Annotated in this window: 11 protein-coding genes; 8 read left to right on the forward strand and 3 right to left on the reverse strand. The window is 65.1% G+C overall.

What is annotated here, in order from left to right; translation table 11 throughout:
- Positions 1-100: 100 nt before the first annotated feature.
- A complete protein-coding gene (locus tag NKJ06_RS30475) occupies positions 101-1576 on the reverse strand; it encodes an esterase-like activity of phytase family protein (protein WP_352633607.1) in 1476 nt (491 codons plus the stop codon).
- Positions 1577-1884: 308 nt separating this feature from the next.
- Between NKJ06_RS30475 and NKJ06_RS30480 the strand changes: the two genes are divergently transcribed.
- From NKJ06_RS30480 to NKJ06_RS30490, 3 genes are all read left to right on the forward strand, one after another.
- Positions 1885-4293 (forward strand): GcvT family protein, encoded by a 2409-nt coding sequence (locus tag NKJ06_RS30480; RefSeq protein WP_352633608.1) that lies wholly within the window; start codon positions 1885-1887, stop codon positions 4291-4293.
- A gap of 12 nt (positions 4294-4305) precedes the next feature.
- Positions 4306-5859, forward strand: coding sequence for a trimethylamine methyltransferase family protein (locus tag NKJ06_RS30485; RefSeq protein ID WP_352811762.1), 1554 nt, complete (start codon positions 4306-4308; stop codon positions 5857-5859).
- 77 nt (positions 5860-5936) lie between these two features.
- The gene (locus tag NKJ06_RS30490) at positions 5937-6251 is read left to right on the forward strand and encodes a ferritin family protein (protein WP_352633612.1); all 315 of its coding nucleotides are present in this window, start codon (positions 5937-5939) and stop codon (positions 6249-6251) included.
- Positions 6252-6294: 43 nt separating this feature from the next.
- On the opposite strand, the gene NKJ06_RS30495 is transcribed toward NKJ06_RS30490, so the two are convergent.
- Positions 6295-7320 carry a LacI family DNA-binding transcriptional regulator gene (locus NKJ06_RS30495; protein ID WP_352633614.1) on the reverse strand — a complete coding sequence of 342 codons (1026 nt, stop codon included), beginning with the start codon at positions 7318-7320 and terminating at the stop codon, positions 6295-6297.
- A 194-nt stretch (positions 7321-7514) separates the two neighbouring features.
- On the opposite strand from NKJ06_RS30495, the gene NKJ06_RS30500 reads away from it, so the two are divergent.
- The 5 genes from NKJ06_RS30500 (at position 7515) to NKJ06_RS30520 (ending at position 12489) form a co-directional block, all read left to right on the forward strand.
- Positions 7515-8546, forward strand: coding sequence for a Gfo/Idh/MocA family protein (locus tag NKJ06_RS30500; RefSeq protein ID WP_352633615.1), 1032 nt, complete (start codon positions 7515-7517; stop codon positions 8544-8546).
- Complete coding sequence (locus tag NKJ06_RS30505; RefSeq protein ID WP_352633617.1) at positions 8543-9451, forward strand: sugar phosphate isomerase/epimerase family protein; 909 nt, start codon at positions 8543-8545, stop codon at positions 9449-9451. Before NKJ06_RS30500 ends, NKJ06_RS30505 begins: the two co-directional genes overlap by 4 nt.
- Positions 9452-9544: 93 nt before the next feature.
- Positions 9545-10558: a substrate-binding domain-containing protein gene (locus NKJ06_RS30510; protein ID WP_352633619.1), complete on the forward strand. Its 1014-nt coding sequence runs from the start codon at positions 9545-9547 to the stop codon at positions 10556-10558.
- 87 nt (positions 10559-10645) lie between these two features.
- A complete protein-coding gene (locus tag NKJ06_RS30515; protein ID WP_352633621.1) occupies positions 10646-11443 on the forward strand; it encodes an ATP-binding cassette domain-containing protein in 798 nt (265 codons plus the stop codon).
- Positions 11440-12489: an ABC transporter permease gene (locus tag NKJ06_RS30520; protein ID WP_352633623.1), complete on the forward strand. Its 1050-nt coding sequence runs from the start codon at positions 11440-11442 to the stop codon at positions 12487-12489. The genes NKJ06_RS30515 and NKJ06_RS30520 overlap by 4 nt, the downstream gene beginning before the upstream one ends.
- A gap of 290 nt (positions 12490-12779) precedes the next feature.
- On the opposite strand, the gene NKJ06_RS30525 is transcribed toward NKJ06_RS30520, so the two are convergent.
- Positions 12780-14654: ATP-dependent helicase (locus NKJ06_RS30525; protein WP_352811767.1), on the reverse strand; the 1875-nt coding region annotated here is incomplete at its 5' end.

Raw genomic sequence — 14654 nt, forward strand, 5'->3', positions numbered from 1 at the left:
GTGGTCTCTTCTACTACTCTCGCGTTCGGGGCGCTGTGGCGGGGCCCGACGCCTGCCGGCGCGGCCGCCGGCCCCGGGGCCCCCCCCCTTCGTGTTGTCGTTACTTCTTGGCCAGGCCCGGCAGCGTGACCTGATAGACCAGGAACATGGTGTCGACATCGGCGCCGTCCTCGGCCTTGTAGGGCGCGCCGACCTGGAAGCCGTCCTGGGCGAGGAAGTCGTTGTCGTTGGCGACGAACAGGAAATAGTCGTCGGGCAGCTTCGGATCGAGAACGCTGACCACCGACATCGCCTCCCACTTCTCCGACAGGTTGTTCTTGTCGTTCGGCGCGCCATTGTGCAGGCCGAAGCGGCCGAGTTCGGCACTGTCGTTGATGTCGATGAACGGCGTCAGCTTGGCCGGCGTCACCGACGGGTCGAGCACGCCCTTGGGCGCCATCGGCTTGTCGGCGGCATCGAAGGCGCCGCCGGCGATGTCGGTGGCGGCCGAGACGTCGACGACGAAGATCTGGCGCACCAGCGAGGTGTCGCCTTTCAGGCCCTGGCCGTTGCCGCTGTCGCGCGCCAGCAACAGGAAGGTCTGATCCGACAACGCCACGATCTCGCTTTGCGCGGCGATCTTGGTCTTGCCCTTGGCATCCTTGAACACCGGCAGCGGCACGACATACTCATGCGCGAGCTTGAGATGGCCGAGGTCGGATGCGTCGTAGACCAGCGCCCTGGTGTTCTGGCGCGTCGCGGGCGAATCGCCGCCATCCTGCCGGGGCGCGGACTGCAGCACGGCGATCAGGAACTTGCCATCAGGCGTCATCGCCATGCCTTCGAGTCCCTGGTTGTTCTGGCGGCCGGTATCGGGATCCTTCGGATCGGGCTCGGCGGCACCCGGACCCGGATTATCCGAGGCGAAGTTCGGCGCGCCGTGGCGCATCGGCACGAGAGCGGCGGGCGGCTGGGTCGCCGACAGCAGATGGCCGTCGGCGGAGAACCGGTAGATGTTCGGGCCGTATTCGTCGGAGATGAACATCGAACCGTCGGGCAGCCGCACGATCGCCTCGTTGTCGAGCGCCAGCTTGCCATTGGCTTCGGGCAGGATCGGCATGGGGCCGCTTGCCGCGCGCACGCCGTTGAGCGGATCGAGGCCGGTAGCGTCGGCGCCCTTGTCGTCGGTGAGAAGCATGGTGTCGGCAAGCGTCGCCTTGACGCCCGTCTGCTCCTGGCCGGCGGCGGGTGCGGCACCTGGAGCTACCGGGGCAAACTCGACGCCGATCGTATTGAGGCGCGGTCGGTAGTCGGTGGTGCCGACGACATTGTAGCCGCGGTCCGGCAGCAGCCAGAGCGAGCCTTTGTAGCCGGCGGCGTCATGCGTCCAGCCTGATGTGTCGATCGCCATGCCGGAGCCCGAGCCGAACGTCTCGCCGAACTTGTCGCGCTGAGCGGCCGGGATGCGGCCGACGCCGACCAGCCCCTTGTTGACGAGGCCGCCGACGGTCGCGGTGCTGTCGGCGAGCGCCGGCGTCAAGGCGGTGAACAAGGCCAGCGCGACGCCGAGCGACGCGGTTCGGTACAGGTGTTTCATGGATAATCCTCTTTGTGACAAGCCGGAGCGGCCGCAGGACGAAAAAAGCTGAAAGAGGTGCGACATCGACGATGCCGCGCGCGCCTCCCCGAAACGCGGTCTACGGCGCGAACATGATGCTTGCGTGACAGCGCACGATGCATGCCCGCCGTCTTCTCCAGGCGACGACAAAAACATGTGCTTGACGGAAAGAATTGATCACCTCGTGCGGCTCTGGTTGGCGAAAAGCGGTGAGCTCGCACGGCACTGGACACTTATGTACAGTACATATATGGTCCAGCCTTCGGACTAACCGTGGAGGGGAAGCCTTGAAGTCGCACTACCGCGCAGTGGTCATCGGAGGTGGCGTGGTCGGGGCCTCGGTCCTCTATCACCTGACGCGTTTTGGCTGGAGCGATGTGGCGCTGATCGAGCGTGCCGAACTGACGGCCGGTTCGACCTGGCACGCGGCGGCCGGGTTCCATGCGCTCAACGCCGACGCCAATGTGGCGGCGCTGCAGGACTACACCATCAAGCTCTACCGTGAACTCGAAGCTGAATCCGGCCAGAATGCGGGCCTGCATATGACCGGCGGCGTCAACATCGCCAGCGATCCGGCGCGTTGGGAGTGGCTGAAATCGGCGTGGGCGGTTTTCCAGTCGGTTGGCATCGAAACCGCTCGCCTGGTGACGCCGGAAGAAATCAAGGAAATCTGTCCGATCGTCGACGTCGCTGGCGTGCTCGGTGGGCTCTATGATTCCAACGAGGGTCATCTCGATCCCTACGGAACGACGCACGCCTATGCCGGTGCCGCGAAAAAGCGCGGCGCGGACGTCATCCTCCGCAATCGAGTCGTCGAGCTGAAGGCGCGCGCTGACGGCCGCTGGGATGTCATCACCGAGCAAGGCACCATCATCGCCGAGCATGTCGTCAACGCCGGCGGGCTGTGGGCAAAGCAGCTTGGCCGCATGGCCGGCGTCGACCTGCCGGTGACGCCGATGGAGCACCATTATTTCATCACCGAGGACATTCCGGAGGTTGCCGCTCTCGACAAGGAACTTGGGCTTGCCGTCGATCTCGACGGCTTTTCGTATCTCAGGCAAGAGCGCAAGGGCGTGCTGCTAGGCGTCTACGAGCAGAACCCCAAGCACTGGAACATGGATGGCGCGCCTTGGGACTACGGTATCGAGCTGATCCCGGAAGACATCGACCGCATCAGCCCCGAACTCGCCAAGGCGCATGAGCGCTTTCCTTGCCTGGCGACAGCCGGCATCCGCAAATGGGTCAACGGCGCCTTCACCTTCACGCCGGACGGCAACCCGATCGTCGGGCCGGTGCGCGGGTTGAAGAACTATTGGGTCGCCTGCGGCGTCATGGCCGGCTTCAGCCAGGGCGGCGGCGTCGGCAAGTCGCTGGCCGAGTGGATGATCTACGGCGAACCGCAGGCTGACATCTTCGGTATGGACATCGCTCGTTACGGCGCCTTTGCCGCCAACCGGGAATATCTCAGGCAGACGACGCGTCAGTTCTATTCGCGACGCTTCGTCATGACGTTTCCCAATGAGCGGCTGCCGGCCGGCCGGCCGCTGAAACGCCCCGGCGCCTATGACGGCATGAGCGCGGCGGGATGCGAATGGACGGCCTCATGGGGGCTGGAAATCCCGGCCTATTTCGCGCCGATGGGGTTTACCGAGAACACGACGCTGCGCCGTTCCAATGCCTTCGACATCGTCGGCGACGAGGCGCTGCAGGTGCGGAGTGCCGCCGGTCTCGTCGATATCTCGGCCTATTCGCGCTATGCGGTGTCCGGGCCCGGCGCTGAAGCATGGCTTGACCGGCTGCTCGCCTGCAAGCTGCCGAAAGCAGGACAGGCGAGGCTGGCGCCCATGCTCGGCCATGACGGACGGCTGAAGGGCGATCTCACCGTCTTCAACTGGGGCGGCGGCTACTGGCTGATGGGCTCCTACTATCTCAGGGAATTCCACATGCGCTGGTTCGAGGCTCATGCGGCGGAGAGTGTCACCGTCGCCGACCTGTCCGACACAATGAGCGGCTTCCTGCTGACCGGGCCGAACGCGCGCAAGATCCTGGAGCGCACGACGCATCAGGATGTTTCCGGTGCAGCACTGCCATTCATGGCTTGTGGAGCATTCGACATCGGCATGGTGCAGGCGCGTGTGGCGCGGCTGTCGATCGCGGGCGAACTCGGCTTCGAAATCAGTTGCCCCGCAACCATGCATGCCACACTGCGTGAAACGCTGCTGGCCGCCGGCGAGGATCTCGGCCTTGCCGAAATCGGTTATTATGCGCTCAACACGCTACGGCTGGAAAAGAGTTTTGGCATCTGGTCGCGTGAATTCACTCAAGGGTATACGCCCAATCAGGCTGGGCTCGACCGCTTCATCGCTTTCGGCAAGGGTGATTTCACCGGTCGCGAAGCGGCGTTGAAACAGCGGGAGGCCGGCAGCAGCCAATGCCTGGTGACGCTGGAGGTCGATGCGCTCGACGCCGACGCCAGCGGCTTCGAGCCGATCTGGCACCAGGGCCGGCGCGTCGGCTTCGTCACGTCGGGCGGCTATGGCTATACGGTCGGCAAGAGCCTGGCGCTGGCGCTTGTCGACCGCGATTTCGCGGGCGAGGGCACCGCGGTTTCGGTGCATGTCGTGGGTGAGGAGCGGCCGGCCCGTGTCATCGCGGCCTCGCCCTACGATCCCCTGGGCAAGGCGATGCGGCAATGAGGAGGATTTCTGATGGTCGATGACGCGGCACGGGACAGCAGGCGCGAACGCCGGCGTGGACGCACGGGCGAGGCCGGCAGCGAAAGCAGCCGCCGGCCCAATTACCATTCGCTGAAGAATCCGTTCCTGCCGCAGCCGATTTTTTCGGACGATCAGGTCGCCGCCATTCACGACACGGCGCTGCGGGTGCTGGAAGAGCTCGACATCAAGGTGCTGCTGCCGCGGGCGCGTGAGCTTTTCGAGCGCGCCGGCGCGCTCGTGGATCCCGCCACCGACATGGTGCGCATCGGGCGTGACATGGTGACGGCGGCACTGGCCTCGGCGCCGAAGTCGATTCACGCCCATGCCGGTTCCCGCGCGCGCGATCTGACGCTCGAACTTGGCTCGATGGCGTTCCTGGCCGGGAGCGGAGCGCCGAATGTCACCGACCTCGAACGCGGCCGGCGGCCGGGGACACTCGCCGATTTCGAGGACCTGATACGACTGGTGCAGCATTTCGATGTGCTGCATATGCTCGGACCCTGTATCGAGCCTCAGGATGTCGACAACCGCTTTCGCCACTATGCCGTCAATCGCGCGCAGCTGACGCTGTCGGACAAGTTTCCGTTCGTGTTCGCACGCGGCACGCCGCAGGTCGAGGACGGTTTTGCGATGCTGCGGCTGGCGCGCGGCCTGTCGCAGGACCAATTTCTGGCGAACGCGCATTGCTATACCGTCATCAACACCAATTCGCCGCGCCAACTCGACATTCCGATGGCTCAAGGCATCATCGATTTCGCCCGCGCAGGCCAGGTCTCCGTCATCACGCCGTTCTGCCTGGCGGGTGCGATGGCGCCGATCACGGTCGCCGGCGCGCTGACGCTGCAGCATGCCGAGGCGCTGGCGGGGCTGACGCTGGCGCAGATCGTGCGGCCTGGTGCGCCGGTCGTCTACGGCTCATTCTCCTCCAATGTCGACATGAAATCCGGCGCGCCGGCCTTCGGCACGCCAGAGCATATCAAGGCAACGCTGGGGGCCGGGCAATTGGCGCGCTTCACGGGGTTGCCGTGGCGGTCCGGCGGCGGCAGTGCCGCCAACATCTCGGACGCGCAGGCCGCGCACGAGACGCAGTTCGCGCTGTGGGGCTCGGTGCTGGCCGGGGCGACGATGTGCATCCATGCCGCCGGCTGGCTGGAAGGTGGCCTCAGCGTCTCCTTCGAGAAGCTGGTCACCGATATTGAGGCGTTGCAGACGGTGGCGGAACTCTGTGCCGCGACGCCGGGTGACAGCGATTCGATCGGCTTCGAGGCGATCGCCGAAGTGCAGCCGGGCGGGCATTTCTTCTCGGCCGGCCACACCATGGCGCGCTACCGCACCGCCTTTTACGAACCGCTGGTGGCCGACTGGTCGAATTTCGGCAATTGGACGCAAAGCGGCTCGAAGACGGCAAGCGAGCGCGCCACCGGTGTCTGGAGACGGGCGCTGGCCGACTTCGAGCCGCCGGCTTCGGCTGCCGCCACATCAGGCGTGCTGGACGAGTTCATCGCCCGGCGCACTGAAGAGGGCGGGGCTGCGCCAGTGTCGTGACAGGGATGGAATTGCAGCGATGATGCGGAACCGGCGGCATTCCCGGGCATTCATGGGAATGGCCAACGGAGGACGACATGGGATTCGACCAGTATCACGAACCGCCTGAAGAATTGTCGCAGAAGGTACGGACCTTTGCCCGCATGATCGCCTCGCTGATCGAGGAAGCGGAAGCGATCGGCTGGTACGAACAGCGCATGTCGGTGGAAAAAGACCCGCAGGCGCGGGCCATCATGGAGAACGCGCAAGGCGAGGAATTCAAGCATTTCGGCATGGATCTCGAATTCCTGCTGCGCCAGAATAAGGACTGGCGGGCGGAACTGAAGGAAATTCTGTTCACCACGGGCGATATCGTCAAACGCGGCGAAGCCGGCGAGAAGAAGGTGGATTGAGGCCTATCAGCTCGTACCGACGCGGCTGCGGGTTTCGCCTCAATTAGTCGCTGTCGCGTGCGACCAGTTCCAGCGGCCAGACTTCGCGCATGATCCGCGGACCTTCCGGGCCGGCGAAGGCCGGGATCGAGGCCAGCAGCATTTCGGCGAGCCGCTGTCCCATCGGCTCCAGCGCCGGGCGGAAGGCGGTCAGCGCCGGCGAGAAGTAGCGGCAGAGCGGCGTGTCGACGATGACGGTCACCGCCATGTCGTGACCCGGCCTGATGCCCATCTCGGCCAGCGCCTTGCAGCCGCCAAGCGCCATCGCGTCATTGTTGAAGATGATGGCGGTCGGCGGATCTTTCGAGCGCATCACTTGCGGCGTCACTTCGTAGCCGCCGGCCTCGTTGATGAAGCCGGACGCGATCAGTTCAGGGTCGACCTCGATGCCGTGCCGCCGCAAGGCCTTGCGGTAGCCGGCCAGGAACAGATAGCCGAAGTTGAGATCGAGCGACGGGCGGATGGCGGCGATGCGGCGGTGGCCGCGTGCCACAAGGCGGTCGACGGCGTCAGCGCCAGCCTTTTCGAAATCGAGGTCGAGGGACGGGTAGGACTTGTCTCCGGAGCGGCTGCGGCCAAGGGTGGCGAACGGAAAGCCGACCTGGGTTAGATAATCGATGCGCTCGTCCTCGCGCCGCGTCCAGGCCAGCAGCACTGCGTCGGCCCGGCGCGTCTCGACGACGCGGCGCAGGCGCTCCTGCTGGTAGTCGCCGGGCGCGCCCATCACCACGATCAGGTCGAGACCGCTTTCGGCGAGTCTGGCCTGCAGCCCGATCAGGAACGGAATGAAGAACGGCTCGCCATATTGCTGGTCGCCCGGATGCGGCTGCAGCATGAAGGCGATCGAATGGGTGGCGCCTTGCCTGAGACTGCGGCCGGACTGGTTCGGCGAATAGTTGAGCGTCCTGGCCGCCTCGAGCACGCGCTTGCGCGTGTCGGCATTGACGTCGGCGCGGCCATTCAGCGCGCGCGACACCGTGCCGATCGAAATGTTCAGGTGACGGGCAAGGTCGTGAATGCTGGATGCCAAATGACTGTTCTCCCCCTTGCTTGGCTAGCACCGGTAGCCGCTCAGGCCAAGGCGCAAGACGATTTTCACGAGCGGCCAATTGACATTCTACGCCTTCGGGTGTGTTCTCGTAAACGTTTACGGAAAAACGTTTACGGTCTTGCCGTGAATGCCGTGACGATCGGTCTGGAGGGACCGAGAGGGAGGAGTGCTGGATGATCGATGTCGTCCTGGTCGGCTGCGGAGCGATGAGCAAAGCCTGGCTCGATGCCGTGCGGCAGATCGACGGGCTGGCCATTGTCGGCCTTGTCGATCTCGACGCCGACAGGGCGCGGGCGAGGGCGCGTGAATACGACCTCACCAATGTCGTCATAGGCACCAGTCTCGACGCCGTGCTCGGCCAGACCAAACCGCAGGCGGTGTTCGATGTGGTGGTTCCCGCTGCCCGGCGCGAAGTCGCGCTTTCCGCTTTTGCCCATCATTGCCATCTCTTGACGGAAAAACCGCTCGCCGACAGTCCTGAGAATGCGCGGGCCATCGTCGAGGCGGCTCGCCAGGCCGGACGCATCCATGCCGTCGTCCAGAACCGCCGCTATGTCGCTAATGTCAGGCGCATCCGGAGATTTCTGGACTCCGGCGCCATCGGTGCGCCGACCAGCATCCATGCCGACTTCTTCGTCGCGCCGCATTTCGGCGGCTTTCGCGAGGAGATGGCCCATGTGCTGCTGCTCGACATGGCGATCCACACATTCGACGCCGCCCGCTACATGGTCGCCGGCGAGCCGGCCGGCGTCTATTGCCGGGAATGGGAGCCGGCCAATTCCTGGTACCGGCAGGGATCGTCGGCCAGCGCCGTCTTCGATCTCGGTGGCGGCAAGGTCTTCACCTATGCCGGCTCCTGGTGTGCCGACGGCTTCCGCACCAGTTGGGAAGGCAGCTGGCGCATCGTCGCTGAGCGCGGCAGCCTCATTTGGGACGGCAACGATGCGTTGAAGGCGGAGGTGGTGGCGTCGGGCCGCGATGGGCTGATCGACAAGACCCAGCCGATCGAAGTGCCGTCGCTCGATCCGGCCGACCGCATCGGTGGCCATCTCGGCATCATCAGGGATTTCATGCACGCCATCGAGACCGGCACAGAGCCGGAGACGCGTGGCGCCGACAACATCAGGAGTCTGGCCATGGTTTTCGGCGCCATCGAGAGCGCCGAAACCGGACGCCGCGTGGCAATCGCAGAGGACGCACAATGATGCCAAACCCGCTTCTCGACATCCGGATCGGCACCATGGTGCGGGCCAACCTCGACGATCCGGCGGCCTACATCAAGGCGATCCTGCCGCTCGGATTCGAGAGCATCCAGCCCTTCTTCTGGCAGACGCTGGGCGGCAAGGACCTGCCGCGGCTCGCCGGCCAGATCCGCGAGGCGATCGGCGATGCCGATGTCACGGTGTCCTCGCTTGGCGTGTTCGGCAATCCGCTGGAGAGCGGCGATGTCGATCGCGGCGTGCTGCAGGCCTGGGAAACGGTGATCGACAATGCGCATCTGTTCGGCGCGTCGATGGTCAGCGGCTTCACCGGGCGCCTGCGCGGCAAGAAGCTGACCGACAGCCTGCCGCGCTTCAAGGAGGTCTGGGGCCCGCTGGCCAAACGCGCCGCCGACAAAGGCGTGCGCATCGCCTTCGAGAATTGCGCGATGGACGGCAACTGGGCCAGCGGTGACTGGAACATCGCCCACAATCCGGACGCCTGGGAGCTGATGTTCAACGAAGTGTCCGACGACAATCTCGGCCTCGAATGGGAACCCTGCCACCAGCTTGTCTATCTGATCGATCCGATGCCGCAGATCCGCAAATGGGCGCCGCGCATCTTCCACGTCCACGGCAAGGACGCGACGGTGCGCTGGGACGTCATCCGCGAGCATGGCGTGTTCGGCCGGCTGCCTTTCGTGCAGATGCGCACGCCTGGCTTCGGCGACAGCGACTGGACGCGCGTGATCAGCGAATTGCGGCTGGCCGGGTACAAGGGCGCCATCGACATCGAAGGCTGGCACGACCCGGTCTATCGCGACGATCTCGAGATCACAGGGCAGGTACGGGCGCTGGAATATCTGAAGCAATGCCGGGGAGGCGCCAGCTACCTGCCGAACCCAGCGTGAGAGCAGGCCGGAGAGGAGCCGGCAAGCAAGTGGTACTGCCAGCAATCATCAAAAGCCCCTCGGCTGACGAGGGAAACAATGGGAGGAACGTGCATGAGCATCGCGAAGAGAACGACACTTCTGCGCTCGACCGTCGTGGCGGCGGCCACGGCGCTTTGCGCCACAATCTCCACCTTGCCCGCGCAGGCGCTCGATGCCCAATGGTGCAAGGACGTCCACATCCGCTTCTTCGTCGGCGGCGCTGAGGGCGACGCCTTCGGCACCATCGTCTACAATGGCGCCAAGCAGGCGGCGGCCGATCTCGGGCCGAAGGTCGACTACATCTTCTCCCAGTGGGACGTTGAAAAGATGGTGCAGCAATTGCGCGAAGCCGTCGCGGTGAAGCCCAACGGCATCGCCATGATGGGCCACCCGGGCGACGCGTCGATCATGCCGCTGGCCGAGCAGGCGCACAAGGACGGCATCAAGATGATGTACCAGAACGTGCCGGTGCCGAAGGTGGTGGAAGCATTCGGCGGCGGCTATGTCGGCGCCCAGCAGGAGCAGCAGGGCCGCGCGCTCGGCACCGAGGCGTTCAAGCTCGGCAAGCTCAAGGCCGGCGACAAGGCGATCATGATCGGCCCGTTCGAGAACGAGGCCCGCGGCGCGCGCGAGCGCGGCACGGTCGCAGCACTGAAGGAGGCCGGCGTCGAGGTCATCCAGCTGTCGTCGCCGCCGAGCGGCGAATGGGCGTCCGACCCCAATCTGGCGATACCGGTGATCACCGCGGCGCTGCTCAACAATCCCGATGTGAAGGCAGTCGGCTATCCCGGCGGCCAGATGCTCGGCAATGTCCCGACCTACATGCAAGCGGCGGGACGCAAAGCGGGCGACATCTTCAACTTCGGCTTCGATACCAGTCCGCAGATCGTCGAGGCGTTCAAGGGCGGCTGGGTGCAGCTGACGGCCGACCAGCAGCCGTTCCTGCAGGGCTATCTGCCGATCCTCAGCCTTTGCCAGCAGGTGGTGCTGGGCCTGGCGCCGATGAATGTCGACACCGGCGCCGGTTTCGTCACGCCGCAGAATTACGAGATCGTCGCCGAGCTGGCCAAGCAGGCGCTGCGCTGACCTCCCAAGCCGTCGGCCGGGGTATCCGGCCCGGCCGGCGGAACCGCGGCGACAACGCCGGCACGCGACAATGAAAGCGAGGATCCGATGGCCGAACGTCTCATCGAACTGCGCGACATCAGCAAGTCCTATGGCCACGTCTATGCGCTAGGCGGGGTCAATCTCAGCGTCGACCGCGGCGAGGTGGTCGGCCTCATCGGTGACAATGGCGCAGGCAAGTCGACGCTGATCAAGATCCTGTCGGGTGTGGTCAAGCCGACCAGCGGCGAGATACTCATCCGCGGCAAGCCGGTGACCGGATGGAGTGCGGCGCGCTCGCGCGAAGCCGGCATCGAGACGGTGTTCCAGGACCGGGCGCTGGCCGTGCAGCAGACCATCGTGCGCAACATCTTCATGGGCCGCGAACTGACCGGCTTCATGGGCTTTCTCAGGGTCAACAAGGAGATCGAGGAGGCGAGCCGGCTGATGCGCGAGATCGGCTTCACCTCGAAAGTGTTCACGCCGCATTCGATCGTCGGCCAGCTGTCCGGCGGCGAGCGCCAGGGCGTAGCGATCGCGCGCGCCATCTACAAGCAGGCGGAGCTGATCGTCCTCGACGAGCCGACGACGGCGCTGTCGCTGACCGAAACCGCCAAGGTCTTCCATTTCGTGCGCCAGGTGCGGGCGAGCGGCCGCTCGATCCTGTTCATCGGCCACAACATCCATCATGTCTTCGACATCGCCGACCGCTTCGTGGTGCTGGACCGCGGCAAGGTCGCGCTCACCGCCGACCGCAGCCAGGTCAAGTCGGCCGAAGACCTCATCAATTTCATGGAAGACGTCGCGCATCCGGGCGGGTTGGCCGGACTGCATGACGCCGGCGACGCGGAGCAGAGAGCACGATGAGCAACACCATGGAACCCGATCTGCACGAGCCGGCGGCCGGCATTCCCCGCCCCAATTCCCAGAAGGAGTGGAAGCACCCATCCGATCACTGGATGCGCGGCTTCATCCTCGACAACCGCGCCTCGCTCGGCACGCTCGGCGTGTTCATCATCATGATGGCGGTGTTCATCATCGCCAACCCGACCGTCTTCACCACCTGGTACCTCTACCGCTCGGTGCTGACCACGCTGCCGGTGGCGCTGTTCGTGGTGGTGCCGCTGGTCTTCGTCGTCACCTGCGGTGAGATCGACCTGTCGTTTCCGGCGACGATGGGTTTTGCCTCCTGGGTCTTCGCGCTGGTCGTGCAGGCCGGTTATGATCCGTTCCTGGGTATCATTGCAGCGCTGATTACCGGCATGCTGCTCGGTTTCCTGGTCGGATCGCTGGTGGTCTATGGCGGGCTGTCGTCGCTGATCGCCACGCTCGGCATGAATTTCCTGCTGCGCGGTCTGATCCAGATCATCAACGAGGGCAAGTCGACGGCGCTGACCAGCCTTGCTGACAGCTGGGCCTACACGATCTTCTCCGGCCAGCTGCTGGGCATTCCGGTACAGATATTCTGGGCCATCGCCTTTGTGGTGCTGTCGGCGATGCTCTACAACCGCCATCGCTTCGGCGCGCAGGTGAGGGTGGTCGGCGACAACCCCGACAGCGCCCAGCAGATGGGCATCGACGTCAAGCGCGTGCGGGTGAAAGTGTTCGTCTTCGTCGGCATTGGGGCGGCGATCGCCGGCACCTTCTCGGTGATGATCAACTTCACCTGGTGGCCGACCGCCGGCGACGGCTATCTCCTGCCGGTGCTGGCCTCGGTGTTCGTCGGCGGCACCCCAACCTGGGGCGGCATCGGCACCGTGGTCGGCGGCGCGATCGGTGCCGTCACCGTGTCCTTCATCCAGACCGGCGTCGTGGCGGCAGGCCTGAGCGGCTTCTATGTCCAGTTCTTCAACGGGCTGATCATCATCCTGTCGCTGCTCGGCCACAAGTGGAACCAGGCGCGGTATAGGTGAGGGGCTATTTCGTTGACGGACCGCATGCCCTGACTATTGGCGCAGACGCCCTTCGCTTCGTCATCCACGGGCGAAGCAAGGAGCGGAGCGGCGCAGCGCAGACCCGAGGATCCATGCCGCGACTTATACGCGTCACCACGGTGCAGAATTCTGCTCCGCTGCACCCTTCGGCCAAGGTCGCGGCATGGATCCTCGGGTCTCCGCGACGTCGCTTCGCTCCTGCTCCGCCCGTGGATGACGAAAGTAGGGGCTTCCGCCAGAGAATGGTCGCTTGTAGGACAAGCGGACGCTCACACTGCCGCGACAAATCCATCCAGCACGCGTTTCTGGCCGGCCTTGTCGAAGTCGATGGTCAGCTTGTTGCCTTCGATGTTGGAAATGTTGCCGTTACCGAATTTCTGGTGGAAGACGCGGTCGCCGATGTTGAAGGCGGACGGCTTGTCGGCGACGGATTTGGCGACCAGCTCGCCGTCGATGGTGCGGCCCTTGACCGAAGTGCGGCCGGCGCCGTAGCCGCTGTCCGTCTCGCCATAGCCGATGCGCTCGACCTGGTGGCCGGAGCGCGAGCCCCAGTTGCGGTCGGTGGCCTCGGTGCGGTTGGCCTGCGCGCGCTGCCAGCCCGGCGTCGCGTAGGTGTTGGAGAAGGCGCCTGACTTTTCGGTGTCGGCGCCGACATTGTCGAAGCGCGAGGCGCCATAGGGGTTTTGCCGTCCTGCGCCCTGGCCGCCGCGACCAGAGGCAAAAGAACCGCCGCCATAGGAATTGCCATAGCCGCCATAGGAGTTGCCGCTTTCGGCGACCTCGACATGGGCTTCCGGCAGTTCGTCGAGAAAGCGTGACGGGATGGTCGACTGCCACAGGCCGTGGATGCGGCGGTTTGAGACGAACCACAGATGCAGGTTCTTCTTGGCGCGGGTCAGGCCGACATAGGCAAGCCGCCGCTCTTCCTCCAGCCCCGAGCGGCCGCCTTCATCGAGTGCGCGCTGATGCGGGAATAGGCCTTCCTCCCAGCCAGGCAGAAAAACGGTTTCGAATTCGAGACCTTTCGCGGAATGCAGCGTCATGATGCTGACGGCGTCGAGCCCGGCGTTCTGCTCGGCGTCCATGACCAGTGCGACATGCTCGAGGAAGGAGCGTAGCGACTCATACTCCTCCATGGAGCGGATCAGCTCTTTGAGGTTCTCCAGCCGGCCGGGCGCTTCGACCGAGCGGTCGTTTTTCCACATGTCGGTGTAGCCGCTCTCTTCGAGAATGGTCTCGGCGAGTTCGGTGTGCGGCGTGGTTTCCAGCGCCTTCTGCCAACGCTCGAAATTGGCCGCGACCTCGCGCAGTGCCGCGCGCGGCTTCGGCTTCAGCTCGTCGCTTTCGGCAAGCTTGGCGGCGGCTTCCAGCATCGGGATGCGCAACGCACGGGCGGTGTCGTGGATCTGGCGGATGGTGGCTTCACCAAGGCCGCGCTTGGGCACGTTGACGATGCGTTCGAAGGCGAGGTCGTCGGCGCCTTGCGCGACGACGCGGAAGAAGGCCAGCGCATCGCGGATTTCCATGCGTTCGTAAAAACGCGGGCCGCCGATGACGCGGTAGTTGAGGCCGAGCGTGACGAAGCGATCCTCGAACTCGCGCATCTGGAAGGAGGCGCGGACCAGGATCGCCATGTCGTTGAGATTGTGCTTCTGGCGCTGATAGGTCTCGATGGTCTCGCCGACGGCGCGAGCTTCCTCCTCGGAATCCCAGGCGGCATGGACATGCACCTTGCCGTCCTCCGGCTCGTCGCGGTCGGTGAACAGCGTCTTGCCGAAGCGGCCCTCATTGTGGGCGATGAGGTGGGAGGCCGCGCCAAGGATGTGCGCGGTCGAGCGGTAGTTGCGCTCCAGCCTTATGATGGTGGCGCCGGGAAAATCCTTGTCGAAGCGCAGGATGTTGTCGACCTCGGCCCCGCGCCAGCCGTAGATGGATTGGTCGTCGTCGCCGACGCAGCAGATGTTGACGGTGGCCGGACGCGGGTTTCCCTCCCCCTTGAGGGGAGGGTGGCCGGGCGAAGCCCGGTCGGGTGGGGTCCGCGCGGCAGTGCTCGACGTTCTGGAGGTGCCTTCTGCGGCAACCCCCCCACCCCCCCGACCCGGGGCCCCACCCCCCCCAGGGGGGGGGCGGAGGCGCCCCGCCCC

Origin of the sequence: Mesorhizobium sp. M0293 (genome assembly GCF_040321735.1) — a bacterium.
In the GTDB taxonomy this organism is placed as follows: domain Bacteria; phylum Pseudomonadota; class Alphaproteobacteria; order Rhizobiales; family Rhizobiaceae; genus Mesorhizobium.

Coding starts and splice junctions, on each gene's coding strand:
- NKJ06_RS30485 (WP_352811762.1), top strand. CDS start 4,306: ATGGTCGATGACGCGGCACGGGACAGCAGGCGCGAACGCCGGCGTGGA.
- NKJ06_RS30475 (WP_352633607.1), bottom strand. CDS start 1,576: ATGAAACACCTGTACCGAACCGCGTCGCTCGGCGTCGCGCTGGCCTTG.
- NKJ06_RS30490 (WP_352633612.1), top strand. CDS start 5,937: ATGGGATTCGACCAGTATCACGAACCGCCTGAAGAATTGTCGCAGAAG.
- NKJ06_RS30515 (WP_352633621.1), top strand. CDS start 10,646: ATGGCCGAACGTCTCATCGAACTGCGCGACATCAGCAAGTCCTATGGC.
- NKJ06_RS30500 (WP_352633615.1), top strand. CDS start 7,515: ATGATCGATGTCGTCCTGGTCGGCTGCGGAGCGATGAGCAAAGCCTGG.
- NKJ06_RS30520 (WP_352633623.1), top strand. CDS start 11,440: ATGAGCAACACCATGGAACCCGATCTGCACGAGCCGGCGGCCGGCATT.
- NKJ06_RS30505 (WP_352633617.1), top strand. CDS start 8,543: ATGATGCCAAACCCGCTTCTCGACATCCGGATCGGCACCATGGTGCGG.
- NKJ06_RS30510 (WP_352633619.1), top strand. CDS start 9,545: ATGAGCATCGCGAAGAGAACGACACTTCTGCGCTCGACCGTCGTGGCG.